Genomic DNA, 209 nt, shown 5'->3' with positions numbered 1-209 from the left:
CTAAAGGGCGGAAACCCTCTAACACTTAGCACTCATCGTTTACGGCGTGGACTACCAGGGTATCTAATCCTGTTTGCTCCCCACGCTTTCGCGCCTCAGTGTCAGTTACAGCCCAGAAAGTCGCCTTCGCCACTGGTGTTCCTCCATATCTCTACGCATTTCACCGCTACACATGGAATTCCACTTTCCTCTTCTGCACTCAAGTCTCC

The 209-nt window shown here is 51.7% G+C and carries 1 rRNA gene; it reads right to left on the bottom strand.

From position 1 onward, the window contains the following. Positions 1-209: ribosomal RNA gene (locus MR083_RS27675) — 16S ribosomal RNA — on the bottom strand; the annotation flags it as partial.

The organism is Bacillus cereus group sp. BfR-BA-01408 (genome assembly GCF_022663305.1).
Taxonomy (GTDB): domain Bacteria; phylum Bacillota; class Bacilli; order Bacillales; family Bacillaceae_G; genus Bacillus_A; species Bacillus_A pacificus.
The sequence above is the reverse complement of the archived record's forward strand: the minus strand, read 5'-3'. Positions and strand labels throughout refer to the sequence as shown.